Below are 25,864 nucleotides of genomic sequence, written 5' to 3'. Positions count from 1 at the left end.
GCCTCGCCGAGGCACCCGTGGCGACCGGACCTTTAACGCTGTTCTGTGGAGGAGAGCGGTTGTCCACAGGAGCACAGGCGTGCCTGCCCGCGGCCGAACGCCCAAGGTGGGTGTCGCACGGTCACCTTCGGGTGGGGACGTCTCGTCCCGCGAGGGGAAGGGTGGCCGGTATGGAACTGGACGGAAAGCACGTGGTGGTGACGGGCGGAGGCAGCGGCATCGGCCGCGCGATGGCGGTGCGTTTCGCCACGGTCGCCGCGGGAGTGGTCGTCGTGGACCGCGACGGAGCGGCGGCCAGGAAGGTGGCGGACGAGGCGGGAGGCGTGGCTATCACCGCCGACGTGGGCCGGGAGCGGGAGATCCTCCGAGTGATCGCGGAGGCGGAGAGGGTCTACGGCCCCATCGACCTCTTCTGTTCCAACGCGGGCCAGGCGCAGCCCCTCGGAGCTCTGGACGCGGCGGACGACGGCTGGCTGACGCAGTGGAACGTGCACGTCATGGCGCATGTCTGGGCGGCTCGCGCGCTCGTTCCCGCCATGATCCGGCGGGGTGGCGGTCATCTGCTCAACACGGTCTCCGCGGTCGGCCTGCTGACGATCCCCGGCGCCCTCCCCTACACCGTCACCAAGCACGCCGCTCTGGCCCTGGCCGAGTCGCTGGCCGTGCTCTATCGGGGGTCGGGCGTCGGTTTCTCGTGCCTGTGCCCCGCCTTGGTGGACACGCCGCTGACCGCGGCGGTGCACGACATGCCCGTCGGTCGGTTCCTGCGCCTCAAGGGTGGGCCCATCGAGCCCGCCGCGGTCGCCGACATCGTCGTCGAGGGGTTGCGGGAGGAACGCTTCCTGATCTTCACCCATCCGGAGACGGAGCTCGCCGTACGCCTTCGGGCCGCCGACCACGAGCGGTTCATGGATGTCACGGCGGATCTCTGGGCGGCGGCCGTCGACGCCGAGGGACCGCCGGCGTGATCCGCCACGCGCGGCCCGCCATCGTGCACCGGCCGCCCGCCGGGCGCGTTCACGACGGCGAAGCGGCCAGCCGTCCCCTGACCATCATGGCGGCCCCCGCCACGGCCCCCGGCATCGCGACGACGACGACCAGCGGCACGAGGAAGGCCAGGAAGACGGGGATGCCGAAGCCCAGCGACACGGCCAGGTTCGAGCGAAGCAGGGCGAACCGCTCCTTGCGCGCGATGCCCCGCCGTTCCATGGCGAGGGCCGTCAACTCCACGGTGAGGAAGAACCCGGAGACGAGCGCGCCGAGAACCGGGACGACCGTCTGCCCGATGACCGGCACGAAACCCAGCACGAACAGGGGAACGGTGAACATCAGGACGTAGCCGAGCGTGATGAGGCTGTCGCGGATCGACCGGAAGAACGTCCGCCAGAAGGGCAGGTCCACCCCACCGGGAAGGCCGCCGAGATCCTCCTCGACCTTCTCCGACAACTTCTCGTAGAAGGGTTCCCCGATGGCCAGAGCGACCGCCGTGAAGGTCACCACGGCGAGCGCGAGGCCACCCACGAAGATCATGATCCCGACGAGGGTGCGGAAGACGTCACGCCAGCCCCAGTCGTCGGCGAACGGGGTGACCCACTCCGCCACGTCGGTCGCGTGGGTGCCGAGCCATATCAGCGCGAAAACGTAGAGCACCAGCGCGATCAACGCCGGGATCAGCCCGAACAGCCACCACCGTGGATGCCTGGCGACCCAGCCGGCTCCCTTGAGCACGAAGCCGATGCCGTCGGCGAAACCGCCCACTCCCCGCCGTCCGATGCCGCTCATGCCCGGCAGGCTAGCGCCACAGGCTCGTGACGGACACACCCAATTCACCGAAAAGGCGGCGCAGTAGCGGAAGCGAGATGCCGAGGACGTTCCCGTGGTCGCCGTCGATGCCGTCGATGAACCAGCCGCCCAGGCCGTCGAGGGTGAACGCCCCGGCGACCCGCAGCGGCTCACCGCTCGCCGCATAGGCGGAGATCTCCTCGTCGGTCGGCGTGCCGAACCGGACGACCGTGGCGCCGACCTCGGAGATCACGCGGCCGGCCTCGACGTCGATGACGCAGTGGCCGGTCAGGAGCCGCCCGTGCCTGCCCCGCATCGCCCGCCACCGGTCGACCACCTCCTTGGGCGATCCCGGCTTGCCGTACGCGACTCCGTCGAGTTCGAGCACCGAGTCACAGCCGATGACGATCCCCGACTTCAGGGTTCTCGCCACTACGGACGCCTTGGCCTCGGCGAGGGCCCGGCAGAGGCGCTCGGGCGAGTCGGCCACGACGGCCTCCTCGTCGAACCCGCTGACGATCACCTTCGGGTCGAGGCCGGCCCCCCGCAGCACATCGAGACGGGCGGGGGAAGCGGATGCCAGAACGAGCTGAGTCACACCACAGAGCCTAGTGGCCCCTAATATGAGTCGATCAATGATCGTATTTGTCCTGAGGAGCTGTCTTTTGTCGAGGGCGACTGTCAGGGAACGCCTGAGGTACTGGTTCGACAACATCATGGCGAAGGGCACGGGCGCCCTCATCGGCTGGCTGGCCCTTCTGTCGGTCACCCTGATCCTGGCCGTCAGCGGGCTGGTCATGTGGCTGACGCCGGACGAGGTGAACGCCCACGAGGGTTGGACCGGCGTGTTGTGGATGACGCTGATGCGCGCCCTGAGCCCCGGCAAGATCGCCAGCGATACCGGCACCGCCCCGTTCCTCGGCCTGATGCTCATCGCGTCACTCGGTGGCATCTTCATCGTGAGCATCCTGGTCGGCGTGCTCTCCACCGGCCTCAAGGGCAAGCTCGAGGAGCTGCGCAAGGGCCGCTCGCGGATCATCGAGAGCGGCCACACCGTGATCCTCGGCTGGTCCGAGCAGGTCTTCACGATCGTCTCCGAGCTTGTGAAGGCGCACGCCAGCCAGCGGGGATCGGTCATCGCCATCCTCGCGGACATGGACAAGCCCGCGATGGAGGACGCCATCCGCACGCGGGTCGGCGACACCGGCAGGACCCGCCTGGTCTGCCGCACCGGGCGGCCGACCGAGCCCGCCGACCTCGACCTGATGAACCTCGACGCGGCGCGTTCCGTCGTCGTCCTGTCCCCGCAGAGCGAGGAGCCGGACGCCCACGTCATCAAGACGCTGCTCGCGCTGGCCAAGCGGGCCGGCGACCATCCGCCGGTGGTGGCCGCCATCGCCGCCTCCGCCAACATGGCGGCCGCCCGCCTCGCCGGCGGCCCGGGGGTCCACCTGGTCGACTCCGTCGACACCATCTCCCGGCTGATCGTGCAGTCGTCCCGGCAGTCCGGCATGTCGGTCGTGTGCATGGACCTGCTGAACTTCGACGGCGGAGAGATCTACCTCCGTTCCGACCCGGCGCTCGCGGGCCGGCCGTACGGGGAGACGCTGGGGGCCTACGCCTCCGCGACCGTCATCGGCCTGCGCACGGCCGAGGGCGTCATGCTCAACCCGCCGATGGACACCCTGCTGGGCACCTCCGACCAGATCATCGTGATCGCCCAGGACGACTCCCTCATCCGGCTGGCGGGAGATGCCGTCGCGATCGACGAGGAACACATCCGCGACCACGAACGCGCGCGGCCGGGGCCCGGACGGACACTGCTGCTCGGCTGGAACGGACGGGCGGCCCAGATCGTGCGCTATCTCGACGGCTACGTCCCCGCCGGGTCGGTCCTCGACGTCGCGAGCGACCATCCCGGAGCCGGTGACGGGCTGGTGGGCCTGCACAACCTCACGATCAGCGTCAAGGACTGCGAGACCACCGACAGGTACGCCCTGGAGGCGCTGGGGGTCGGGCTCTACCAGCACGTGATCGTGTTGTCGGACGACAGGCACCATCCCCACCACGCGGACACCCGCACGCTGATGACCCTGCTGCAGCTTCGCGACATGCAGGCGACCCTGGGCGAGCGGTACTCGATCGTGAGCGAGATGCACGACGAGAACAACCGCGCTCTGGCGGAGGTGACCGAGGCCGACGACATCGTGATCAGCGACACGGTCGTCGGTCTGCTGCTCGCGCAGCTCGCCGAGAGCCCGCACCTGAGCGAGGTGTTCGGCTACCTCTTCGACTCCCGGGGATCGGAGATCTATCCGCGCCCGGCGGACGACTACGTCGCCGGGGGCGCGCCGGTCGCCTTCCCCACCGTGGTCGAGGCGGCCCGCAGAAGAGGAGAGACCGCGATCGGCTACCGCCTGGCCGCCGGATCGGGAGAGGCGCCGCACTTCGGCGTCGTCCTCAACCCGGACAGGTCACGCCTCGTGGCGCTCGGGTCCGGCGACTCGGTGATCGTGCTCGCGGAACGCTGACCCCGCGTCAGGGCACCTTGATCCCGGACACCACACTGTTGATGTCGCGCCAGGCCTTCTTCTGCGTGTCCGGGATGACGGCGTACACCAGGGCGGGCTTCTTGTTCGGGACGTCGATCACGACGACCGCGGCCGACGAGGTCCGCTTCTTGCCCTTGACCTTGTAGTGCGCGTTGAAGCCGAGCACCACGGCGTCCCTCTTGCCGATGGTGAGGTCGTCCATCGCCGTCCACGACAGCGTGGTGCCCTTCGGCTGGTACTTGAGCGTCCACCGGGCGGCCAGCAGGGCGGTGTCGCGCATGTCGTCCTGCGCCGCGACGGGCAGCGGGCAGGAGATGACCATGCCGCGGACCGGCGACCCCTTCACCTGCGGGAGATCCTGCCGCGAGCCGAAGGCCTTGGTCTTCACGGGCCGCCAGACCTTGGTGAACCTCGGGACGGAGACGCCCGACCGGCGGTCCTTGAGCACGCCGCGCCTGGGTGCGGGCTTTCCCGGCAACCGGCCCAGCTTCTTGTCGGCGTCGGGCAGTTCCTGCAGCCGCGAGTCGGCGAACGCCGCCGCCAGCACCGCCGGGATCGTCGGCGTGGGGCTGGGCGTGGGCGTCGGGCTCAGGGTCGGAGTCGCCGTGGCCATCAGCGGGGAGTGCGCCGGCTTCGCGGCGGCTGCGTGAGGAGGCGCGGATCCGGTCTTGCCGAGGACCACGATGGTCGCCACCGTGCCCACCCCCACGACCGCGGCGGCGCCGGCGATGATCCGGTAGATCACCCGCATCGGGAGGTCGCCGAGACCCTTGCGCCCGCCCGGTGGAGCCGGCGGAGCCAGCGGAACCGTGATCTTCGGGAGGGGGGTCGTCTCCGCCTCGGCCGCAACGTAAGTGGGAACAGCTTTCGTCCCATAGTCCCCAGGTGCCACGGATCGGAGCGTACGGCATATCCCGGTATTTCGCGTCCGATCTCGATCACACTTCGAAAACGCCCAGCCGCAGCCAGGGGGCGTCGGCGACCACCGTCACGGAGCCCGGTTCGATCTCCGTGAAGCCGGCGTCCCTGACGACCGGGAGGCCGCTGTCCACCAGCGTGGACCACTCGTCCGGACCCGCCGTCCGCACGGCCGTCGCGAACCCGCGGTCCCTCCACGCGGCCCGGGCGGACTCGTCGGATCCCCACCACGCGAGCTGCGCACCGTGCCCCGCCTGAGCCATCGCCTTGCCGGCGGTCATGTCGAGGTGCGGGTTGACCCAGAGCACCGGCCCGTCCGCGGCGGACGGCGGCGGCGCGGAGTCGGCGAGATCGGTGCCGGAGACCTGCAGGCGCGACAGGTCCTTGGGCCAGTCGTCCAGGGGCACCGGCGGATGGACGCGGACCTCCGCCGTGCGCACCGTCACGGTGATGCCGGGCAGCGCCAGCACGCGCCGCCACTCCGCGCCCCGCGCCCGTCTGACCACCTTCCTGATCCGGTGGTCCTCCCATTCGACGATGGCCTCGTCCCAGGCGTCCCTGTGGTCCTGGAGGGGGTCGAGCAGGCTCAGCACGGCCGTCGCCGCGGCCTCGAGCGCGTCGGTCCGCTCCGGTGGGGCGGCGCGCTCGATCCTGACCACGAGGGGAAGTACACGTTCGGTCACCCGACCAGGATCGCAGCCTTCCGGTTCTGGCCTGTCCCGGTGATGACGCGGAACGACATCAGCGCGGCGAACAGGCACAACACTCCAGCGCCGTACCACGCGAGGTCGTAGTTGCCGAGATGGTCCCTGGTCACACCGGCCACGCTCGCCGCGATGGCCGCGCCGACCTGGTGCGAGGCGAACACCCAGCCGAAGACCACCGACCCCTCCCGACCGAAGATCTTGCGGCACAGGGCCACCGTCGGAGGCACGGTCGCCACCCAGTCGAGGCCGTAGAAGATGATGAACACCAGCATGCTCGGCTGGGTCGTCGCGGCGAACAACTGCGGCAGGACCAGAAGCGACAGGCCGCGGAGCGTGTAGTAGAAGGTGAGCAGGATCCGCGAGTCGACCCGGTCGCTCAGCCAGCCGGAGGCCACGGTTCCCACGATGTCGAAGACGCCGATGACCGCGAGCAGCGACGCGGCCGCGGTCTCGCCCATGCCGTGGTCGTGCGCCGCCGGGATGAAGTGGGTGCCCACCAGCCCGTTCGTGCTGGCCCCGCAGATCGCGAAGCCGCCCACGAGGTACCAGAACTGCCTGCGCCGAGCCGCCTGGCCCAGCACCCTGACCGCCCGCGCGGCCGCTCCCCCGCCGGCGGGCCGTACGGCGGGCTCGGTGGCGCCGAGCGCGGTCAGGCCGACCTCCTCCGGGGTGTCGCGGAGCAGGAACCACACGAGCGGGACGACGGCGAGGGCCGCGGCCGACACGGTCAGCGCCGCGGTCCGCCAGCCCTGCATCTCGGCCATGTGCGCGAGCACCGGAAGGAAGACGAGCTGACCCGTGGCGCCGCCGGCCGTCAGCACCCCGGTGACGAGCCCGCGATGGCGGACGAACCACCGGTCGGTGAGCGTGGCCGCGAAGACGAGCGCCATCGAGCCCGTTCCCGCCCCGACCAGCACCCCCCACAGGGCGATGAGCTGCCAGCTCGCGGTCATGTAGATGGTGAGGCCGCTGCCCGCCGCGACCAGCAGCAGGGCGAGGGTCACCACCCGCCGCATCCCGAACCGGTCCATCAGGGCCGCCGCGAAGGGCGCGAAGAGGCCGTAGAACATCAGGTTGACCGAGACCGCGAGCGAGATCGTGCCCCTCGTCCACCCGAACTCGTCCTGAAGCGGCGTGATCAACACGCCGGGGGTGGCCCGGAAGCCCGCGGCCCCGATGATGGCGACGAAGGCGACGGCGGCCACGATCCAGGCGCGATGCAGCGATCTCATGGGCCCCAATCCTGAACGGCGGCGTTCCACCCGGCCAGTGGCCGGATGGCCAATATGTGAAAGAATCAGGCCATGCATCGCATCGCCGTAGTGGTCCTGGACGACTTCGCCACTCTCGACGTCGGCATCCCGGGCCAGGTGTTCTGGTGCGCCGTCGATCCGGATCCCCTCTACGAGGTGGTCACCTGCACGCCCGGCGGGCTGCCGGTGCGGACCTCGGCCGCGGGGTTCAGCGTGGTGCCCGACCACGACCTCGGGGTGCTGGCGAGCGCCGACACGGTGGTGATCCCTGGGGTCCACAGCGGTTCGGTCATGACGGACGGCACCATCGACCCGGACCTGCGGGACGCGCTTCGGGAGGCGGCGCGGCGCAGCCGGATCCTGTCCATCTGCACCGGCGCGTTCGTGCTTGCCGCCGCGGGCCTGCTCGACGACCGGCCCGCGACGACGCACTGGCGCAACGCCGACCTGTTCCGCACGCTCTACCCGCGTGTACGGCTCACGCCGGATGTGCTGTTCGTCGACGACGGCGACATCCTGACCTCGGCGGGCGTCTCCTCGGGAATCGACCTGTGCCTGCATGTCATCCGGCGTGACCACGGCAGCGGGGTCGCCAACCGTACGGCCAGGCGCTGCGTGACCGCGCCGTTCAGGGAGGGGGGCCAGGCGCAGTACATCGAACTCCCGCTTCCCGACCCGGCGGGCACGAGCACGGCCGCCACCCGCGCCTGGATGCTGGAGAGCCTGCACGACCCGCTGGACCTGGCCGCCCTGGCCTCGCACGCCCGGATGAGCGTCCGGACGTTCACGCGGCGGTTCCGTGAGGAGACCGGCCTGAGTCCGGCCAGGTGGCTGACGCGGCTGCGGGTGGAGCGCGCCCGCCATCTGCTGGAGACGACCGACCTCCCCGTGGACGTGATCGCCCGGCAGGCCGGCTTCGGCACGGCGGTCTCGCTGCGGCAGCACCTCCACACGGCCGTGGGAGTCTCGCCCCTGGCCTACCGTCAGACCTTCCGCACGCCGTTCGCCGACACGGTCGGCGCTACCGGCTCCCCAGCCCTTCGATGACGAGCGTGACCATGCGGTCGGCGAGTTCGGGCGACTGCTCCGTCGCGACCGACAGGGCGTGGATCACCTTGAACAGCTCCGCGACTTCCAGATCCTTGCGTACGGCTCCCACCGCCTGAGCCTTGCCGAGAAGCAGTCCGGCGGCGCGGTTGAGCAGGTCACGGCAGGTGGCGAACAGCTCGGACTCCCGGCCGAGCGTGGCCACCAGCGCCGTGTTGAGCCCGCGCTTGGCGGCGGCGTGGGCGAGCGTCGAGTGCAGCCACCGGGCCAGCGCCTCCCCGGGATCCGGGAGCGACGCGAGCTCCTCCGCCTCCGCGGCGAGGATCTCGATCTGGTCCCGGTAGACCGCCTCCTGGAGGGCCTGGCGCGTCGGGAAGTGCCGGTAGAGCGTCCCGATCCCGACACCCGCGCGGCGGGCGATCTCCTCCATCGGCGCGTCGGGGCCGTCCTGCCCGAACAGCTCCCGGGCCTGCTCCAGCAGACGGTCGTAGTTGCGGCGCGCGTCGGCGCGCATGGGCCTGCTCATAGTCGACACCCTTGCAAAGCGGAGGCACCCTCCGTATATTGCGATTCGGAGGCTTCCTCCACTTAATCTCCTGGAGGCTCGTTTGTCGACGCTCACCGTATCCCCTCGTACGGCGGCGCACCCCCGCGTGGCCCTCGCGATCGTCGTGACCTGCCAGCTCATGATCGGTCTGGACTCCACGATCGTCACCATCGCGTTGCCCGAGATCCAGCAGGACATCGGCTTCTCCCCCACCGGCCTGTCATGGGTCATGAACGCGTACCTGCTCGCGTTCGGCGGGCTGCTCCTCCTCGGAGGACGGGCCGGTGACATCCTCGGCCGGCGCAGGGTCTTCACCGCGGGAGTGGTCGTCTTCACCCTCGGCTCCCTGCTGGGCGGCCTGGCCACCGCCGAATGGGGTCTGCTCGCGGCCAGGGCCGTACAGGGTGTGGGCGCCGCGATCGCCGCGCCGAGCATCCTCGCCCTGATCGCCACCACGTTCACGGAGGGAGCCGCGCGGAACCGCGCGATCAGCGTCTACTCCGCCGTGACCGGCGCGGGAGGGGCGATCGGGCTCATCCTCGGCGGCGTGCTCACCGACGCCGCGTCCTGGCGCTGGGTGTTCTTCGTGAACGTCCCGATCGGCATGGCGGTCGTCGTGCTGGCCCCTCGGTTCATCGCCCGCCCGGTCACGCATCCCGGCCGGTTCGACCTCGCCGGGGCGGCCACCGTGACGGGCGGCATGGTGTCGCTGGTCTACGCCCTGATCACCGCGGCCGACAGCGGCTGGCGCGAGGCACTGCCGGGCTTGGCCGCCGCGCTCGTGCTGCTCGGGGCGTTCGTCGCGGTGGAGACCCGGGCACGGCAGCCGATCATGCCCCTGCGCCTGCTGGCCGACCGCGCCCGCTCGGCCGCCTATCTGATCGAGTTGCTCCTGGCGGCGGGCATGTTCGGTTTCTTCTTCTTCATGACCCAGTTCGTCCAGTGGGTGCTCCACATGGACCCGCTGGCGGCGGGGTTCGCGTTCCTGCCGATGGCGGTCACCCAGTTCTCGGTCGTCCGGGTCGTTCCGCGCCTGCTGCCGCGTTTCGGCGCCAGGCGGATCGTCCTCGCGGGCGTCACCGTGAGCCTCGCCGGGATGGCGTGGCTGACTCAGGTCTCCGCGGACACGGGCTACCTCGGCGGTCTGTTCGGCCCGATGGTCCTGCTCGGGCTCGGCGGCGGCCTCAGCTTCATGCCGCTCAACGCCACCATCCTCACGGGAGTCGCCCCTCAGGAGTCCGGCGCGGCCTCCGGACTGGCGCAGACGACGGTCTGGGCCGGTGGGGCGCTGGGTTCCGCGGCCCTCGTCACCGTGTACGGCTCCGCCGTACGACACGGGCCCCTCGTCCACGGCATCGCGGTCGCCTTCGGCGGCGGCGCGGTGTTCGCCGCGCTCGCCCTGGTCACGGCGGCCCTCGCCCTCAGACCGCCGCGCCCGGCTAGCTGACCCGCGACCTGCGGCGGCCGCGGTCGGAAGGCCCCCGGTACATGGAGGGATCGCGAGGCCCGCGACCCGGCTCGCGCATGCCGGGGGCTCGTCCCTCCCGGTCCGCGCGCCTCTTCCGCATGATCCACCAGCCGATGCCGAGAACGATGAGGCCCAGCGGCGTGCGGGCGAGCCAGCGGGTGGCGAAGAGCTGAAGTATCCGCTTCATACCGGTTCGACTACCCGAGACCTGCCCTTTCATGTGGCCGTCAGCAGTCGCAGGCGATGCCGCCGACGGGAGCGGTCAGGGGGTCGGCCGGCCGGCGTTCCACGCCGTCGTCGGTCTCGACGGGGAATCCCTCACGTGCCCAGTACTCGAAACCGCCGATCATCTCCTTGACGGGATACCCGAGCCTGGCGAACTCCAGCGCGGCCCGGGTCGCGCCGTTGCAGCCGGGCCCCCAGCAGTACGTCACCACGGTGACGTCCCGGGGGATGATCGAAGCGGCCCGCTCGGCGATCTGACCCGTGGGCAGGTGCACGGCGCCCCTGATCCGGCCCTGCCGCCAGCTCTCGTCCCCGCGGGAGTCCACGACGACGATGCCGGGCTCGCCCGCAGCGAGATCGGCGTGCACGTCGGAGACATCCGCCTCGTATGACAGGCGCCCGGAGAAGTGCGCGACCGCGTCGGCCGCGACGGCCGCCGGAGTGCTCGTGACGAAGGACATCTTCCGCTCCCAGATCTCGGTTCGTTCTGGAAGCAAGGATCCCGGGCGGGAACCCGGCCCGAGGAGTGGCATGAATGCCCCATCTCGCTAATATCCAGCCATGCTCGAGCGCCGTGGCAACCGTACGGTCTCGGTCCTGGCCTTCGACGGGATGAGCCCCTTCGAACTGGGCTGCGTGGTCGAACTGTTCGGCCTGCCCCGGCCGGAACTGGGCATCCCGTGGTACGACCTGGAGGTCTGCGCCGAGTCCGCCGGGCCGCTCAGGGCCGTCGGCGGCTTCACGATCCAGGCGGCCCGCGACCTGGAGGACTTCGCCGCGGCCCGGACGGTCATCGTCCCCGGCGTGCCCGACGTCCGCGGCGAGGTCTCCCCCGGCCTGGTCGCGGCGCTGCGGACGGCACACGATCGCGGGGCCCGGATCGTCTCGATCTGCTCCGGGGCCTTCGCCCTCGCCGCGGCGGGACTGCTCGACGGCAGGAAGGCGACGACCCACTGGAAGTACGCCGGCCTCCTCCAGGAACGTTTTCCCGAGGTCAGGGTCGACCCCGGCGTGCTCTACGTGGACGGCGGGGACGTCCTCACCAGCGCGGGCAGCGCCGCCGGGATCGACCTGCTGATCCACCTCGTCCGGCTGGACCACGGGCCGAGCGTGGCCAACGCGGTCGCCCGGCGGATGGTCGTCCCGCCGCACCGCGATGGCGGTCAGGCCCAGTTCATCGAGGCCGCGGTCACCCCGGTGGAGGAGGACGACGCCGTAGGCCGGACGATGGAGTGGGCCCTGGCCCATCTCGCCGAGCCGATCACGGTGGCCGTGCTCGCCGGAGTGGCGCGGATGTCGCCGCGGAGCTTCGTCCGCCATTTCAACCGCCGGACCGGGACCAGCCCGCTCCGGTGGGTCATCTCGCAGCGGATCACGGCCAGCCTGCCCCTGCTGGAGACGACGGCGGTACCGGTCGAGGAGATCGCGACCGCGGTCGGTTTCGAGAGCCCGGTGACGTTCCGCCACCATTTCACCCGTTCGATGCGCACGTCGCCCTCAGCGTACCGGCGGGCGTTCAACCGCCGGTCTCCTCGGGACGGGCACCCCATCTCAGCGGGCGAGCGACTCCACGAAGCGTGACATCCCGCTGAGCCAGCGGTCGGGGTCACCGGCCTTCATCTGGAAGAAGCCGGCCACCTCCGGATGGGGGAGGATGTAGAACCGCTCCGCGTCCAGGCCGTCGACCACGTGGCCGGCGACCTCCTCGGGTTCGAGCAGGGCTCCGGAGGAGATGACGGCACGGGCCGTGAGGTTCTCATCCAGCAGGTCCTCGCGCATCATCCCGGTGCGCACACCCTGCGGGCACAACACGCTCACCCCGATGCCCTTGGCCCGGTAGTGGATGGCCACCCACTCGGCGAAGGAGATCGCCGCGGCCTTGCTCACGGCGTACGGCGCGTCACCCGGGCAGCTCACCAGGCCCGCGGCCGAGCAGGTGTTGAGCAGGTAACCGCCGCCGCGCTCCACCATGGCGGGGATCACGGCGCGGGCCGCGTAGACGTGGGCGAGGGTGTTGACCGCGAGGGTGCGCGACCACTCCTCGTCGGACGCCTCCTCCACGCCGTGGCCGGTGATGATCCCGGCGTTGGAGCAGAACAGGCCGATCGGGCCGAGGGAGCGCTCCGCGGTGTCGACGATCGCCCGGACGTCGTCCTCGACGCTCACGTCGGCCCTGAGGGCCAGCGCGCGTTCGCCGATCCGCTCGGCGACGGCGGCCGCGCCCGCCTCGTCCAGGTCGGCCACGAGGATTCCGGCCGCTCCCTCTTCGGCGAACCGCAGCGCCATGGCGCGGCCGATCCCGCTCGCCGCGCCGGTCACGACGACCACTTTGTCCTGAACTCGCATGCGACCCCTCCGAACCGACCAGTCGGTATCGGAACCTACGCGCCCGCCACGCCGGGCGTCAACGCGCCCGGCCGTCGGGGATGGGCAGGGAGAACCACACCGTCTTGCCTCCCGCCACCCGGCTGGTCCCCCACCGGCCGGCGAGCTGGCTGACGAGGTAGAGCCCCCGGCCGTCCTCGTCGAGGGCGCCGGGCTCCCGCATGATCGGCATGCGGTGGTCGTCGTCGCTGACCTCGCACAGCAGGGCGTCGGTCCGCATCAACCTGATGGTGATCGGCCGGGACGTCTGGCGGACGGCGTTGGTCACGAGCTCCGAGGCGAGCAGCTGCGCGATCGGGATCATCGACTCGAGCCCCCACATGGCGAGCGTCCTGCGGACCAGGCGGCGCACCCGTCCCGGCGTCATGGGCTGCGGCTCGACGAGCCACTGGGCGACGTCGTTGCTCGGGATGCCCTTGAACCTGATCGCGAGGAGCGTGACGTCGTCGGACCTGGCCGGCGGAAGGACGCCGTCGCACAGCTCCTCCATGGGCGCGCCGGTGGACAACTTGCGGCACAACGTGTCCACGCTCTGCCCGATGTCCTGCCCGCGCTCCTCCACCAGGCCGTCGGTGTAGAGGACGAGCATGCTGTCGTCGTCCGCGGCGATCTCCATCGTCTCGAACGGGGTGCGCCCGAGACCGATCGGCGGGCAGCGAGGCGGCGTCAGCACCTCGGCCTTGCCGTCCGCCCTGACGAGGACCGGCGGCAGGTGACCCGCGTTGGCGATCGTGCAACGCCGGAGCACCGGGTCGTACACGCAGTAGACGCAGGTCGTCAGCGTCTGGGCGGCCAGCCGCTGCGCCATCTCGTCCAGCGAGTGGAGCACCTGCTCGGCCGGCAGGTCGAGGGAGGCGAGCGTCTGGACGGCCGTGCGAAGCTGCCCCATCACCGCGGCGGCGGCGAGCCCGTGGCCCATCACGTCGCCCACGATCAGCGCGACCCGGCTGCCGGGCAGCGGGATGACGTCGAACCAGTCGCCGCCGACCCGTTCCGCCGCGGGCTGGTATCGGAAGGAGATCTCCAGCCCGGGCAGGTCGGGCGGGCTCCCGGGGCGCATCCCCCGCTGCAGGGTCTCCACCGTCTCGAGCTGCCGGCGGTGCAGTCGGCCGTGGAAGACGGTCAGGGCGGCGGGCACGCCGAGCTGCCGGGCGGCGAGCAGGTCCACCTCGGCGAACGGCGACCGCTCCCGGTCCCGTGCGAGCACGGCGGAGCCGACCGGCCTGCCGTACGCGCGGAGGGGTACCACGATCAGGCGCTCGTCCACCGATTCCGGGGCGCCCGCCCGGTCACCGGTCCATCGCGGCGGCAGCCGTCCTCCGGGGTCGACCCGGTGCTGCTGCGCGCCTCCGTCGAGGTAGACCGCGGCGGCGTCGGCCAGCCGGGGCACCGCCGCCTCGCAGAAGAGCCTGGTGGCCTGCTCCGGCTCGGGGCTGTCCCCGATCGCCTGTACGGCGTCGCTCATGAAGCTGAGGAACGCGAGCGACTCCCCGTCCCAGGACACGGGTGCTGCCGCTCAGAACTGCTCGCGCCGGCAGTTGAAGAACAGCTGGATCTCCGGTGGGGCCTGGGTGGTCGCCGGCGCGTAGGAGATGTGGTTCTCGGTCAGGACGGTGAAACCGGCGTCCTCGACCGCCGCGCGCATCTCGTCGCGCAGGTAGCCCGTCACCCGCACCGGCGCCCCGAGGAACTGGAAGGGAACATCGTCGAGGTCGATCTCCACCATGCTCAGCGAGAACAGCCCGCCGGGCGCGAGCGCCGCGTGGATCTTGCCGAGGGCGGCGGTGATATCGGCCCGGGGCAACATCAGCAGGGCGAAGAACGCGGTCACCGCGTCGAAGGTGCCGAGCGAGCCGTCCAGTTCGAGCACGTCGCGCTCCAGGAACGTGCCTTCGGGGACGTTCTCCCGGGCGATCTCGAGCATGACCGGGGAGATGTCGATGCCGGTCACCTCACACCCGGCCTGGGCGAATTGCCGCGCGGTGGGGGCTCCGGTTCCGCAACCCACGTCGAGGACACGTGAGCCGGGCTTGAGCTGCTTGATCAACCACTCCCCGGCGGCAACTTGTCCCTCTTTATGGGGAAATGCGTCGTCGTATCGAACGCCGATGCGGTTAAACGCCTCGGCTTGCAGTGCGCGGTACTCCTGCCGGGCGTTACCCGAACCAGATTCGATTGTCATCTATGCCACCAATGGTGCTCAGCCGTCTCCGCCTTCTCTTGAATAGGGGGTGCCCCCTATTCCAGTCAAGTCATTTCACCATAAATTCGGCATTATCCCAGTTCTGCGCCGTCAAGACCGTTTGTCAATGCGCCCTGTTCGCACGAATACCGGCATTCGAGAGATATGACCATCAACGTGGAGATAACCCCCCATCTACTTCCGTTTCATACGGAAGATCCCTAACGTGTGATCCGTGACGACGGACACAGGCCTGCTGCGCTCACGGACCACAGGCGGCCGCGTCACCTTCCCCGAGCTCTTCTTCGACCTCGTGTACGTCTTCGCGATCACGCAGCTCTCGCACCTGCTGCTCGCCCATCTGACGTGGCACGGCGCGGCCCAGACCGGGCTGTTGCTGCTCGCCGTCTGGTGGGCCTGGGTCTACACGGCATGGCACACCAACTGGTTCGACCCTGAACGTTCCTCCGTCCGGCTGGTGCTCGGCGGCGTCATGCTGGTCAGCCTCATCATGTCCGCCGCGCTGCCCGACGCCTTCGGCCGGAACGGCCTGCTGTTCGCCTGCGCGTACGTCGCGATCCAGATCGGCCGCACCGCCCATTCGGTGATCGCCGCGCCCCGGAACACACCCCTGCGCCGCAATCTCGCCCGGGTGCTGGCCTGGGCGCTCCTGTCCGGCGTCTTCTGGATCACCGGCGGCCTGGCGGAGGCACCGGCACGCGAACTGCTGTGGGCGGCCGCCGTCGGCGCGGACCTGGTGGCGCCCTGGGTGGGGTTCGTGACGCCGGGGCTCGGCAGGTCGGCGACGACGGACTGGTCCATCGACGGTGCGCACATGGCCGAACGCTGCCAGCTGTTCCTGATCATCGCGTTCGGGGAGTCGATCCTGGTCACCGGATCGACCTTCGGCCAGGCCATGTCCGCCTCCTCGGCGGCGGCCTTCGCGGTCTCGTTCGCGGGAAGCGCCGGCCTGTGGTGGGTCTACTTCGGGCGCAGCGCCACGGCGGGCAGCCGCGTGATCTCCTCCGCCGACGATCCCGGCAGGCTGGCCCGCTCCGCCTACACCTTCCTCCACCTGCCCATGGTCGCGGGCATCGTCGTGTCCGCGGTCGGCGACGAGCTGGTCATCAGCCATCCGGGCGAGACCGGCGTCGAGGTCACCCTGACCGTTCTGGGCGGGCCGGCGCTCTTCCTCGCCGGGCACGCCCTGTTCAAGCGCGTGCTCTGGGGGCGCTTCCCCACGTCCCATCTCGCCGGGCTGGCGGCCCTGATCGCCCTGGCTCCCGCCGGGCTCGTCGCGCCGCCGCTCGCGGTGGCAGCCGCCGCGACGGCGGTCGTCGTCGCGGTCGCGCTCTGGGGCTCCGTCGGCCACAGACGTGCGTCTCGCCCGGAGTGACCTGACAAGCAGGATTTTTTCATCCTTTCTCGGGACTTGACCAGATCCTGACTCTCGATCTACCGTAGCCGCCAATTGTTAGTAAGGCTTCCTAACTTCTGGAGGTGAGCGATGCGAAGGACCCCCCGCTTCGCATCAGCGCTGGTGACGCTGGGTCTCGTGGCCGTCGGCCTGTTCGTCGGCGGTTCCGCGAACGCGGCGACCAACCGGCTGGAGGCGGAGAACGCCGTCGTCTCCCAGGGCGTGGTCGAGTCGAACCACGCCGGCTACTCCGGCAGCGGCTTCGTCAACGGCGACAACGCCTCGGGCAGCTACACCGAGTGGACCGTGAACGCGGCCACGGCCGGCAGCTCCACCCTGGCGATCCGCTACTCCAACGGGACGAGCCCGGCCCGCACCGCGAACGTCGCGGTCAACGGCACCGTCGTCTCCGCCAATCGCGCGTTCAACAGCACCGGCAACTGGGACACCTGGGCCACCGTCTCGATCACCACGAACCTCAACGCGGGCGCCAACAAGGTGCGGATCACGGCCACGACCGCCGACGGCAACCCGAACTTCGACTACATCGACGCCACCACACCCGGCGGAGGCGGCGGCACCGTCACCGCCGACCAGCTGCTGGCCAAGGTGACGTCGTGCTCGCAGATCTCCAACGGCAAGTACAAGACCGACGAGGACGTCAGCACGGCGACGGTGCCGGTGTGCCAGAAGACCGGCGCGGTGTTCTGGAAGGCCGACATGGACATCGACTGCGACGGCGTCCGCACCACCCAGTGCAACGAGAACACCGACTGCTGCTTCTACCCCGACACCGCCTGCCACACGACGGGCGACTCCCCACTCAACTCCGCGACCCTCCCGTACGTCGTGGTGCCGAGTTCGAGCGGTATCTGGAACTACACGTCGAAGGGAATCGGCTGCGGCACGGTGGTCGCCGTCATCTATAACGGCAAGATCGAGTACGCGGTCGTCGGCGACACGGGACCCACCCAGATCATCGGGGAGGCGTCCCACAAGACGGCCTCCGACCTGGGCATCGACCCCGATCCCAGCACCGGCGGCACCGACGGCCCCGTGACGTACATCGTCTTCACCGGCTCGGGCACCAAGGTCTCGGCCGTCGAGAACCACCAGCAGGCCGTCACCCTCGGCCAGCAACTCTCCCAGCAGTTCGTCTCCGCCAACTGAGCGCGCGAGTCGTGCCCGCCCCCCGGTGCGGCGTGGGGCGGGCACGTCCGCGTCCGCGGGCGTTCACAACGCGAGCGCCCAGATCAGGAAGCCGAACGCCGCCACGTTGAGGAGAGTGCGGGCGAGGTTCCAGCGCACCCACTTCGTTTCGAACCGCTCGCGCGCCGCCGCGTGCTCGGCCGCGCGACCGGCCTCGTCGACCTTGTCGAGCGCGACGTTGAGCGGGATGTTGACGGAGAACGTGAGGACGAGGACCAGTCCGTAGGAAACGAAGGCGGCCCCCAGCCAGGGCAACTCGGGCTCGCCGAGGTGCAGGAGGGCCGCCGCGAGGGTCAGCAGCAGCGACCCCGCGAAGGCGATCCCGAACCATCCGTTCTGGATCGCGATGTTGATCCGCCGCATCGCCACCACGTAGGTACGGTCGTCGGATGCGGCCAGCCCCGGCATGACCGCGATCGTGAACGCGTAGAAGAGGCCGGCCATCAGACCCGTGGCCATCGTGGCGGCGAACAGGGCCAGGTCGCGCAGCACCGGGGACATCAGGCCTCCCAGACGCCGGTGGCGGCGGTGTCGGGGGCGAAGTCCGCGAAGTCGCGGGGCGGCCGGCCCAGCGCCCGGCGGACGCCGTCGGACAGATGGGCGTTACGCCCGTCCAGCACACTGGCGAACAGGTCGGTGAGCAGCCTCGCCTCGTCCGCGGGCATGTGCTCGGCCAGCGCGGCCGCGTACTCCTCCGGGGAGACCGGCACATAGGCGATGTCCCGGCCGGCCGCCTCACCGATCTCGGCGGCCGCGTCGGCGAAGGTCAGCAACCGGGGGCCGGTCAGCTCGTAGACCTCGCCGATGTGGCGGTCGTCCGTCAGCGCGGCGACGGCGACGTCGGCGACGTCCTCGGCGTCGACGAACGGCTCGGCGACGTCACCCGCCGGCATCGCGATCTCACCGTCGAGCACCGGCCCGAGGAGGAAGTGCTCGCTGAAGTTCTGGAAGAAGAAGGCGGCCCGCAGGATCGTCCACTCGGCGCCCGACTCCCTCAGCTCACGTTCGGCGGCCTGCGCCTCGGGCTCGCCGCGGCCGGACAGCAGGACCAGCCGCCGCGCACCGCTCTGCACGGCGAGCCGCGAGAAGTCGCGGATCGCGGCGGCCGCCCCGGGGAACGCCAGATCCGGGTAGTAGGTCACGTACACAGAATCGGCGCCGCGCAACGCGGGGGCCCACGTGCCCGGATCGTCCCAGTCGAACGGCGGCGCGCCGGACCGGGACCCCACCAGCACCGGCAGATCTCTCGCCCGCAACCTCTCCGCCACACGACGGCCGGTCTTCCCGGTGCCTCCGACGACCAGCGTCGCCCTCTTGTCTCCGTTTCCTGTCATAGGGCCAGTGAAGTCCGTGCGGGCGTTCCCGGCCATCGCTGAGAATCCCGATGGCATGTCCGAGTGTCTAGACTCTGGCGCATGGACGCGTTCGCCGGCCTCCTCGACGGGCCGAGAGCCCGCGGAGCGTTCCTGATCCGCTCGATCCTCGCCCCACCCTGGTCCCTCCGCGTCGAGGACCGTGCGCCGCTCACGCTCGTCGCCATGGTGCGGGGCACCGCCTGGGTCGTCCCCGACAGAGGCGAGACCGTACGGCTCCGCCCGGGAGAGATCGCGCTCATGCGCGGCCCCGACCCGTACACCGTGTCCGACGACCCCGCCACCCCGGTGCAGGCCGTGATCCGTCCCGGCGGGTGCACCACGTCCCCTGCGGGCGAGGACCTGTGCGACGCGATGAGCCTGGGCGTCCGCACCTGGGGCAACGCCCCGGACGGCGCGGCGATGATGCTGACGGGCACCTACCAGGTGGGCGGCGAGGTCGGCGGGCGGCTGCTGTCGGCGCTGCCCGCGTCGCTGACCCTCCCGGCGGGAGCCGCGGGCGCCTCGCTCATCCCGCTGCTCTGCGACGAGATCGTCAAGGACGATCCTGGCCAGGAGGTCATTCTCGACCGGCTTCTCGACCTCCTCCTGGTCGCGGTCCTGCGGGCGTGGTTCTCCCGGCCGGAGGCGAACGCCCCGGCCTGGTACCAGGCCCAGGGCGATCCGGTGGTGGGCACGGCCTTGCGGCTGCTCCACGACAACCCGGCCCATCCCTGGACGGTCGCGTCACTGGCGGCCAGGACGGGCGTCTCCCGGGCGGCCCTGGCCCGGAGGTTCACCGAGATGGTCGGCCAGCCGCCCATGACCTACCTCACGAGCCGGCGCATCGCCCTGGCCGCGGACCTGCTGCGTGACTCCGACGCCACGGTCGGCGCGGTGGCCAGGCAGGTCGGCTACGGCAGCCCGTTCGCGCTCAGCACCGCCTTCAAGCGCGTCCACGGGGTCAGCCCCCAGGAACACCGGTCGGCGCGCGCCTGATCGGAATGCGCCCGATCGGAATGCGCCGGGGAGGCTCCGCGCCTCCCCGGGCCCGAGCGGCTCAGCGACCGGGCAGGCGTTCGGTGACCTCCTGCAGGACGAAGCCGTTCCCGTCCGGGTCGCTGAACGAGGCGAACGAGCCGTAGGAGCGCCGGTCGGGCTGGAGGCCCGGCACCCGCTTCTCGGTCCCCGCGTGGTGGAAGACGCCGCCCTCGTCGTGGAAGATCTCACTCACCTCGACGCCGCGGCCGACCAGGTCGGCCCGCGCCTCTTCGATGTCCTCCACGATGAGGTGCAGGTTCTGCACAGAGCCCGGCTGGACCGTACCGATCCCGGTGCCGACGATGATCGAGCATCGGGAGCCCGGCGGGGTGAAGTGCACGACCCGGAAGTCGGCGCCGCTCACATAGTCGACGTCCTCCCGGAAACCGATCCGCTTGTAGAAGTCCTTGGCCCGGTCGACGTCCGCGACGGGCAGGACGATCACCTCGAGCTTGTACTCCACCATGTCCGCTCCTCAGCGATACCGGATGCCGGTCGGCATCCGGTGTCCACGATCGCGGCCCGAGCGGCGCCTTGCCCCAGGGAGACTCCCTGGGGCGGCCCCTGGGGTTCACCGGCCACGCAGCGCCGCGGCGAGCTCGCGGCGCGATCCGATGCCCAGCTTGATGAAGACCTTGCGCAGATGCCACTCGACCGTTCGCGGGCTGAGGAACAGCACGGCGCCGATCTCGGGATTGGTCCGGCCGGACACGGCCAGGCGGGCGATCTGCGCCTCCTGGGAGGTGAGCTCCTCGCGCGCTCCCAGGGTCCGCCGGCGGACGGTCTCGCCGGTTGCGGCCAGCTCCCGGCCGGCCCGTTCGGCGAAGCCCTCCGCGCCCATGGTGGTGAACGCGTCGTGGGCCGCGCGCAACTGGCCCCGGGCGTCGCCGCGGCGGTTCTCCCGGCGCAGCCACTCGCCGTAAAGCAGGCGAGCCCGGGCCAGTGGCAGCCGGATCCGCGTGGCGGACAGCCGCTCGATGGCCTCGCGGTAGTGCTCCTCGGCCTGCCCCTGCGGACCGGCCAGCGCGTCGGCGAGGGCTCGGACGCCACGCGCCCAGTCCGTCCCGGCGGCCGCGGCCCGTTGCGCGAGCCGCTCGCGCGCCTGCGACGCGGCCGCCGGGTCGCCGCTGCGCACCGCCGCCTCGATCAGCTCACCGAGCGTCCAGTTGAGGACCGCCAGGTCCTCGTACTCGACGGCCTGCCGGGCTGCCTCCAGCGCATCCGGATAACGGCCGAGCCCGTTGAAGAGCGCCGCCTTGGCATAGCCGGCCAGGCCCAGCAACCGGCCCTCATCGCGGGCGTCGGCGTCCTTGACCGTGGCCTCGATCAGCTCCAGCGCGGGGAGTTCCCGGCCTCGGTGGGCGGCCAGGGCGAGCGAGGCGGACGGATGCACGGCCAGGCCGGTGGCCCGTCCAAGGGCGCCGACCTCGTCGAGCAGATCCGACGCGTCCGCGAACCTGCCCTCGAACAGCAGCGCGCCGGCGCGGAAGACCAGCGCGGTGGGCAGCAGCGACAGCGCCCCGGTGGCGCGGGCGAAGCCGACCGCCTGCTCGGTGAGGCGGTGCCAGCTCTCGTCCTGCCACACCTCGTGCGTCACGGGTCCGGCCAGCCACAACAGGCCCAGATCCTCGTCCGCCGTTAGCGCCTCCAGCGCCCGGCGCAACAGCGGCGCAGCCGGCGCGTACCCGTCCAGGCTCCACGCCGTGAGACCGGCCAGCAGGAGACCGGCCGGCTCCTCACCGGCGGGGACGGCTCGGGCGGCCTCCGCGGCCCGGCGCAGGTCGCCTCCGCCGAGCCGACCGGCGTACACGGCGGCGCCCAGCGCCGAGAGGTAGGTCTCCCGAGCCGCGGCGAGGTCCAGCGTCTCGAGCCTGCGGGCGGCGGCGAGCAGCGGCGGGCCCGCCGTCCTGCCGGGGTTGAGCACGAAGGCGACCTGGGCCCGCAGGCGCTCCATGCCGGCCCGCTGCAGCGGATCGAGCGGACCCAGCTCGGCGGCGGCCAGCAGGCCCGGCACCTGAGCGGGGGCCCCGGCGGCGAAGTGGGCATGAGCGGCGGCCAGAGCCAGCGTCGCCCGTCGTCCCGGGTCCGCGGTCAGCTCGGTCGCCCGCTCGAGGAAGGACGCCGCCGCCGCCCGGCCGCCGCGGGCCAGCGCCCGGTCGGCCGAGCGTTCCAGTTCGCTCGCGACCTCCTCGTCCGGTCCCACCGCGGCATGCGCCCGGTGCCAGGCGCGCCGGTCGGGATCCCGGCCCAGGTCGGTCACCTCGGCCAGCGCGCGGTGCGCCTCGCGCAACTCGGCCGCGTCGGCCGACCGCCACGCGGCCGAACGCACCAGCGGGTGCCGGAACCGAACCCGGGTGCCGAACTCGACCAGTCCGGCGGCCTCCGCGGGCGCGACGGCGTCCGGACTGACGCCCAGCCGTTCGAGCGCGCGCCACAGCAGGGTCATGTCGCCGACCGGCTCGACGGCGGCGGTGACGAGCAGACGGCGCGTGTCCGCGGGCAGCGCCGCGATGCGTTGCCGGAAACCCTCCTCGACGCGGCTCACGAGGGGTGTCGCGCTCTGCGGGCCGAACCCGAACGCCAGCTCCGCCGGTGTGAGGCCCTGGGGCAGTTCGAGCAGGGCCAGCGGGTTTCCCCGCGTCTCGGCGATGATTCGATCGCGTACGCGCGCATCGACCGGGCCGGTGAGCACCGAGTCGAGCAGCGCCCGCGCGTCCGCGTCGGGCAGCCCGTCGACGCGCAGTTCCGGCAGGCCGCTGAGCACCTGCTCGTCTCCGGGGCTGCGCGAGGCGAAGACCAGTGCGACCGACTCGGCGTCGAGCCGGCGGGCCACGAAGGTGAGGATCACCTCCGACATCCGGTCGACCCACTGCACGTCGTCCACCACGCAGACCAGCGGCTGCTCCGACGCGGCCTCGGCGAACAGGCCGAGTACGGCCAGCCCGACGAGCAGGCCCTCCGGCGGGTCGCCGGGGGTCAGCCCGAAGGCGGTGGCGAGCGCGGACCGCTGCGGCTCGGGCAACCGCTCGAGCCGGCCGAGCAGCGGCGCGCAGAGCTGCTGCAGCGCCGAGTACGCGATCTCGGACTCCGGCTCGACCCCGGCCGTGCGGGTCACCCGGCCGGCCGGCGCACGCCCGATCAGATAATCGAGCAGAGCGGTCTTGCCGGCACCCGGCTCACCACGCAGGACCAGCACGTGACTCCGGCCGTCGTGGACGTCGCGCAGCAGGCGGTCGATCGTGTCCCGCTCGCGCTGCCGGCCGCGCAGCTCGAAACCCCGGGTGTTACTCGGCACCTCGTCCTCCCCCTGCGTCCTCCCCTCGCCAGGACGCTACACCCGGCCACGGCGCCGGCCCGGACCAGGGACGCCGGGGAGAACCCCCGTGTACCTCCCTGGGGCGACGCCGGTGCACTCCGAGTGACAGTGGCAGGCATGAAACGCCTGATCATGTTGATGGCCGCGGCGATAGTTCCGCTGTCGGCGGCGCTCGCGCCGACAGCCGCCGGCGACGCCGCCACGACCGTGTGCTCCACGGTTCACGTCTCCGCGCCGCCCGGCGCCAGGGTCGAGTCGGTGACGGCGGCCGCGCACGCCGGAGGCACCGTCACGTTCCCCGACGCACCCCCGCTGCCCACGCCGGCACCGATCACCGACGTCCCGGCCTGGTGCGACGTCACGGTCACACTCACCCATCCTGGCGCGAACGACCATGTCAAGGTCAAGATCTCGCTGCCCCAGGACCCGCACAGGTGGACCGGGCGGTTCCAGGCCACCGGCGGCAGCGCTTATCTGGCCGGCGACTTCGGCGCCCCGCTGGTCACCGCGGTCAAGGCCGGTTATGTGGCGGCGGCCACCGACGCCGGTGTCGGCAGTTCCCCGATCGACGTGAGCGGATGGGCGCTGACCGCCGACGGCGAGGTCGACACCCCGCTGCTCAAGGACTTCGCCTCGCGGTCGCTGCACGACATGGCGGTCGTCGGCAAGGACGTGGCGCGGAAGTTCTACGGCAGCCCGGTGCGGTACGCGTACTGGAACGGCTGCTCGACCGGCGGCCGTCAGGGCTTCGCGGAGGCGCAGGACCATCCGGACGACTTCCAGGGCATCCTGGCCGACGCGCCGGCGACCAACTGGGACCGGTTCGCGGTCGCCACGCTCTGGCCGCAGGTGGTCTTCAACGAGGAGAAGACCTACCCGACCCAGTGCGAGCTCGAGGCGTTCAACACCGCGGCGGTCAAGGCCTGTGACGCCCTCGACGGCGTCAAGGACGGCATCATCGGCGATCCGCAGAGCTGCCACTGGGACGCGCACCGCTTGATCGGCGCCAAGGTTCTCTGCGACGGCAAGGAGATCACCATCTCCGCCGCCGACGCCGACGTGGTCGACAAGATCTGGGCGGGCCCGGTCTCGCCGGACGGCGAGAAGCTCTGGTACGGCCCGAACAAGGGCGCGAGCTTCGGCTATCTGGCCCAGGTCGGCGCGCCGTTCTTCGTCGCGGACAGCTGGGTCAGGTACTTCGTGGAAAAGGATCCGCGGTTCGACACGACCACGCTGACCTACCGGGAGTTCGCCCAGATCTTCCGGCAGTCCCAGCAGGACTTCAACGAAGTCATCGGCACCGACGACCCGGACCTGTCCGCGTTCCGCAAGGCCGGCGGCAAGCTGCTGAGCTGGCACGGCCAGGCTGACGCGCTGGTCCCCACCCAGGGGAGCGTCGACTACCGCGAACGCGTCGACCGGCTGATGGGCGGCGACAAGAAGGTCGACGACTTCTTCCGGCTCTTCCTGCTCCCCGGCGTGGCCCACTGCGGCGGCGGCCCCGGCCCGCAGCCGACCGACGCCCTGGGCGCGCTGGTGAAGTGGGTGGAGAGGGGCCAGGCTCCGGCCACCCTCGCTGCGTCGACCACCGGCGCCGACGGCAGGCCCGTCACCCGCGACGTGTGCCGGTACCCGCAGGTGGACCGCTACACCGGGCACGGCGACCCGGCGGCGGCCTCCAGCCACCGCTGCGCGACCCCCTGATCCGCACCGCTTGACGGCGGCGGTCCCGGGAGCAGCCCGGGACCGCCGCGTTCCCCGCACCGATGTTGGAAGAAGGCCGGCACTCTCATGTCCATCCTGCAGCGCATCTACCTCGTCCGCGGCCTCGTCGCGATCGCCTGGGCCGTGGGCTTCACGGCCGTGCACGACTCGCTCTCCACCGTGTCGGTCGCCCTGCTCGTCGCGTATCCGCTGATCGACGTGGTGGCCTCACTCCTCGACGCCCGGGAGGATCCCGGCAGCTCGGCCCGGACGCTTCAGGTGTTCAACACCGCGCTGAGTGCCCTCGCGGCCGTCGCCCTGGGCGTCACGGCCGTCAGCGGCGCCGCTGCGGTGCTGATCGCGTTCGGCGTCTGGGCCGTCGTCTCCGGTGCGGCCCAGTTCACGGTCGCCGTACGGCGGCGCGGCCCCGAACTGGGCCGGCAGTGGCCGATGCTGATCGCCGGCGCGCTGTCGGTGATCGCGGGCGCGACGTACTTCGTCCAGGCGGCGGGCGAGCACCCGAGCCTCGACCCGCTGGTCACCTACACGGCCGCGGGCGGCACGTTCTTCGTCCTCCAGGCCGCGGCGCTCGCCTGGCGGCGTCGCCGGAGGCGTGACGTCCCGGCCTGACCCGGGGTCCATCGAGGAACCGGAGATCAACACGGCAGGCCGGGCTCGTGATCGACGCGCTTGAGCGTTCCGCCTTCCGGCGCGCCGGCCACGTGATCGGATCCGCTCTCCCCTGAACACGACAGCGTG

Annotated in this window: 25 protein-coding genes; 10 read left to right on the top strand and 15 right to left on the bottom strand. The window is 71.4% G+C overall.

Annotated features, from left to right (window positions below):
• Positions 1 to 170: 170 nt before the first annotated feature.
• The gene (locus Psi02_RS30470) at positions 171 to 968 is read left to right on the top strand and encodes an SDR family oxidoreductase (RefSeq protein ID WP_203979280.1); all 798 of its coding nucleotides are present in this window, start codon (positions 171 to 173) and stop codon (positions 966 to 968) included.
• Positions 969 to 1,017: 49 nt separating this feature from the next.
• Here Psi02_RS30470 and Psi02_RS30465 read toward each other — a convergent pair whose 3' ends face one another.
• Positions 1,018 to 1,782, bottom strand: coding sequence for an EI24 domain-containing protein (locus tag Psi02_RS30465; protein WP_203979279.1), 765 nt, complete (start codon positions 1,780 to 1,782; stop codon positions 1,018 to 1,020).
• Between the two features lie 10 nt (positions 1,783 to 1,792).
• On the bottom strand, positions 1,793 to 2,380 hold the full coding sequence (locus tag Psi02_RS30460) for a Maf family protein (RefSeq protein ID WP_239095293.1): 588 nt from the start codon (positions 2,378 to 2,380) through the stop codon (positions 1,793 to 1,795).
• A 67-nt stretch (positions 2,381 to 2,447) separates the two neighbouring features.
• Between Psi02_RS30460 and Psi02_RS30455 the strand changes: the two genes are divergently transcribed.
• A complete protein-coding gene (locus Psi02_RS30455; RefSeq protein ID WP_203979278.1) occupies positions 2,448 to 4,313 on the top strand; it encodes a CASTOR/POLLUX-related putative ion channel in 1,866 nt (621 codons plus the stop codon).
• Between the two features lie 7 nt (positions 4,314 to 4,320).
• Here Psi02_RS30455 and Psi02_RS30450 read toward each other — a convergent pair whose 3' ends face one another.
• From Psi02_RS30450 to Psi02_RS30440, 3 genes are read right to left on the bottom strand one after another with little or no spacing between them, the layout of a single operon-like run.
• Entirely contained in the window at positions 4,321 to 5,226 is a 906-nt protein-coding gene (locus Psi02_RS30450; RefSeq protein WP_203979277.1) for a hypothetical protein, read from the bottom strand.
• Positions 5,227 to 5,272: 46 nt separating this feature from the next.
• Complete coding sequence (locus tag Psi02_RS30445; protein ID WP_203979276.1) at positions 5,273 to 5,935, bottom strand: peptidyl-tRNA hydrolase; 663 nt, start codon at positions 5,933 to 5,935, stop codon at positions 5,273 to 5,275.
• Positions 5,932 to 7,191: an MFS transporter gene (locus Psi02_RS30440; protein ID WP_203979275.1), complete on the bottom strand. Its 1,260-nt coding sequence runs from the start codon at positions 7,189 to 7,191 to the stop codon at positions 5,932 to 5,934. Before Psi02_RS30440 ends, Psi02_RS30445 begins: the two co-directional genes overlap by 4 nt.
• A 72-nt stretch (positions 7,192 to 7,263) precedes the next feature.
• Here Psi02_RS30440 and Psi02_RS30435 point away from each other — a divergent pair, with 72 nt between their 5' ends.
• Positions 7,264 to 8,259, top strand: a complete 996-nt coding sequence (locus Psi02_RS30435; protein ID WP_203979274.1) for a GlxA family transcriptional regulator — start codon at positions 7,264 to 7,266, stop codon at positions 8,257 to 8,259.
• On the opposite strand, the gene Psi02_RS30430 is transcribed toward Psi02_RS30435, so the two are convergent.
• Positions 8,234 to 8,785 carry a TetR/AcrR family transcriptional regulator gene (locus Psi02_RS30430; protein ID WP_203979273.1) on the bottom strand — a complete coding sequence of 184 codons (552 nt, stop codon included), beginning with the start codon at positions 8,783 to 8,785 and terminating at the stop codon, positions 8,234 to 8,236. The genes Psi02_RS30435 and Psi02_RS30430 overlap by 26 nt on opposite strands.
• An 82-nt stretch (positions 8,786 to 8,867) precedes the next feature.
• On the opposite strand from Psi02_RS30430, the gene Psi02_RS30425 reads away from it, so the two are divergent.
• Positions 8,868 to 10,253: an MFS transporter gene (locus Psi02_RS30425; RefSeq protein ID WP_239095292.1), complete on the top strand. Its 1,386-nt coding sequence runs from the start codon at positions 8,868 to 8,870 to the stop codon at positions 10,251 to 10,253.
• Here Psi02_RS30425 and Psi02_RS30420 read toward each other — a convergent pair.
• The gene (locus Psi02_RS30420; RefSeq protein ID WP_203979271.1) at positions 10,246 to 10,461 is read right to left on the bottom strand and encodes a DUF6203 family protein; all 216 of its coding nucleotides are present in this window, start codon (positions 10,459 to 10,461) and stop codon (positions 10,246 to 10,248) included. The two genes, Psi02_RS30425 and Psi02_RS30420, sit on opposite strands and share 8 nt — an antisense overlap.
• Positions 10,462 to 10,501: 40 nt before the next feature.
• Positions 10,502 to 10,960 (bottom strand): rhodanese-like domain-containing protein, encoded by a 459-nt coding sequence (locus Psi02_RS30415; RefSeq protein ID WP_203979270.1) that lies wholly within the window; start codon positions 10,958 to 10,960, stop codon positions 10,502 to 10,504.
• A 100-nt stretch (positions 10,961 to 11,060) separates the two neighbouring features.
• Between Psi02_RS30415 and Psi02_RS30410 the strand changes: the two genes are divergently transcribed.
• A complete protein-coding gene (locus tag Psi02_RS30410; RefSeq protein WP_203979269.1) occupies positions 11,061 to 12,080 on the top strand; it encodes a helix-turn-helix domain-containing protein in 1,020 nt (339 codons plus the stop codon).
• Here Psi02_RS30410 and Psi02_RS30405 read toward each other — a convergent pair.
• From Psi02_RS30405 to Psi02_RS30395, 3 genes are read right to left on the bottom strand one after another with little or no spacing between them, the layout of a single operon-like run.
• The gene (locus Psi02_RS30405) at positions 12,051 to 12,845 is read right to left on the bottom strand and encodes an SDR family oxidoreductase (RefSeq protein ID WP_203979268.1); all 795 of its coding nucleotides are present in this window, start codon (positions 12,843 to 12,845) and stop codon (positions 12,051 to 12,053) included. The two genes, Psi02_RS30410 and Psi02_RS30405, sit on opposite strands and share 30 nt — an antisense overlap.
• 58 nt (positions 12,846 to 12,903) lie before the next feature.
• Positions 12,904 to 14,388 (bottom strand): ATP-binding SpoIIE family protein phosphatase, encoded by a 1,485-nt coding sequence (locus Psi02_RS30400; RefSeq protein WP_203979267.1) that lies wholly within the window; start codon positions 14,386 to 14,388, stop codon positions 12,904 to 12,906.
• Between the two features lie 12 nt (positions 14,389 to 14,400).
• Positions 14,401 to 15,066: a class I SAM-dependent methyltransferase gene (locus tag Psi02_RS30395; protein ID WP_203979266.1), complete on the bottom strand. Its 666-nt coding sequence runs from the start codon at positions 15,064 to 15,066 to the stop codon at positions 14,401 to 14,403.
• A 235-nt stretch (positions 15,067 to 15,301) separates the two neighbouring features.
• Between Psi02_RS30395 and Psi02_RS30390 the strand changes: the two genes are divergently transcribed.
• Positions 15,302 to 16,462, top strand: coding sequence for a low temperature requirement protein A (locus Psi02_RS30390; protein ID WP_203979265.1), 1,161 nt, complete (start codon positions 15,302 to 15,304; stop codon positions 16,460 to 16,462).
• Between the two features lie 111 nt (positions 16,463 to 16,573).
• Positions 16,574 to 17,653 (top strand): glycoside hydrolase family 75 protein, encoded by a 1,080-nt coding sequence (locus tag Psi02_RS40340; protein ID WP_239095291.1) that lies wholly within the window; start codon positions 16,574 to 16,576, stop codon positions 17,651 to 17,653.
• A 63-nt stretch (positions 17,654 to 17,716) separates the two neighbouring features.
• On the opposite strand, the gene Psi02_RS30380 is transcribed toward Psi02_RS40340, so the two are convergent.
• Entirely contained in the window at positions 17,717 to 18,193 is a 477-nt protein-coding gene (locus Psi02_RS30380) for an anthrone oxygenase family protein (RefSeq protein WP_203979264.1), read from the bottom strand.
• Positions 18,193 to 19,026, bottom strand: coding sequence for an NAD(P)H-binding protein (locus tag Psi02_RS30375; protein WP_203979263.1), 834 nt, complete (start codon positions 19,024 to 19,026; stop codon positions 18,193 to 18,195). Before Psi02_RS30375 ends, Psi02_RS30380 begins: the two co-directional genes overlap by 1 nt.
• Before the next feature lie 81 nt (positions 19,027 to 19,107).
• Between Psi02_RS30375 and Psi02_RS30370 the strand changes: the two genes are divergently transcribed.
• Positions 19,108 to 20,043, top strand: coding sequence for an AraC family transcriptional regulator (locus tag Psi02_RS30370; RefSeq protein WP_203979262.1), 936 nt, complete (start codon positions 19,108 to 19,110; stop codon positions 20,041 to 20,043).
• Between the two features lie 61 nt (positions 20,044 to 20,104).
• Here the strand turns inward: Psi02_RS30370 and Psi02_RS30365 are convergent, their stop codons facing one another.
• Positions 20,105 to 20,551: a VOC family protein gene (locus Psi02_RS30365; RefSeq protein WP_203979261.1), complete on the bottom strand. Its 447-nt coding sequence runs from the start codon at positions 20,549 to 20,551 to the stop codon at positions 20,105 to 20,107.
• A gap of 105 nt (positions 20,552 to 20,656) precedes the next feature.
• On the bottom strand, positions 20,657 to 23,380 hold the full coding sequence (locus Psi02_RS40855; RefSeq protein ID WP_275415297.1) for a helix-turn-helix transcriptional regulator: 2,724 nt from the start codon (positions 23,378 to 23,380) through the stop codon (positions 20,657 to 20,659).
• 138 nt (positions 23,381 to 23,518) lie between these two features.
• Between Psi02_RS40855 and Psi02_RS30355 the strand changes: the two genes are divergently transcribed.
• Positions 23,519 to 25,105 carry a tannase/feruloyl esterase family alpha/beta hydrolase gene (locus Psi02_RS30355; RefSeq protein ID WP_203979260.1) on the top strand — a complete coding sequence of 529 codons (1,587 nt, stop codon included), beginning with the start codon at positions 23,519 to 23,521 and terminating at the stop codon, positions 25,103 to 25,105.
• Between the two features lie 87 nt (positions 25,106 to 25,192).
• Positions 25,193 to 25,735, top strand: a complete 543-nt coding sequence (locus Psi02_RS30350; RefSeq protein WP_203979259.1) for a DUF308 domain-containing protein — start codon at positions 25,193 to 25,195, stop codon at positions 25,733 to 25,735.
• The last annotated feature ends 129 nt before the right edge of the window (positions 25,736 to 25,864 follow it).

The sequence above is a fragment of the Planotetraspora silvatica genome (assembly GCF_016863315.1).
Lineage (GTDB): Bacteria > Actinomycetota > Actinomycetes > Streptosporangiales > Streptosporangiaceae > Planotetraspora > Planotetraspora silvatica.
Note: the sequence above shows the minus strand (reverse complement) of the source record. Positions and strands in the feature narration are given on the sequence as shown.